General features: G+C 53.4%; 1 protein-coding gene. It reads left to right on the top strand.

Annotated elements, in window-relative coordinates; translation table 11 throughout:
• Positions 1 to 266: integrase core domain-containing protein (locus BQ17_RS14370; RefSeq protein ID WP_176722438.1), on the top strand; the 266-nt coding region annotated here is incomplete at both ends.

The following is a 266-nucleotide window of genomic DNA, read 5'->3' as shown; positions in this document are numbered from 1 at the left end:
GGTGTGTGCCGACAACCAGATCGAACATCGCCTGATCAAGCCCAGAACCCCGCAGACCAACGCCATGATCGAGCGCTTCAACGGCCGTATCGCCGATGTCGTGCGCACCCACCGCTTCGACTCCGCGGCTTCACTCCAGATCACCCTCAAACGCTTCGTCTACCTGTATAATCATCAGATCCCTCAGAAAAACCTGCATCATAAAACACCTCTCCAGACGCTCAAACAGTGGTACTCACAGCAACCCCATCTCTTCAAAAAAATTC

The organism is Candidatus Thiosymbion oneisti (assembly GCF_900092655.1).
Taxonomy (GTDB): Bacteria; Pseudomonadota; Gammaproteobacteria; order Chromatiales; family Chromatiaceae; genus Thiosymbion; species Thiosymbion oneisti.
Note: the sequence above shows the minus strand (reverse complement) of the source record. Positions and strands in the feature narration are given on the sequence as shown.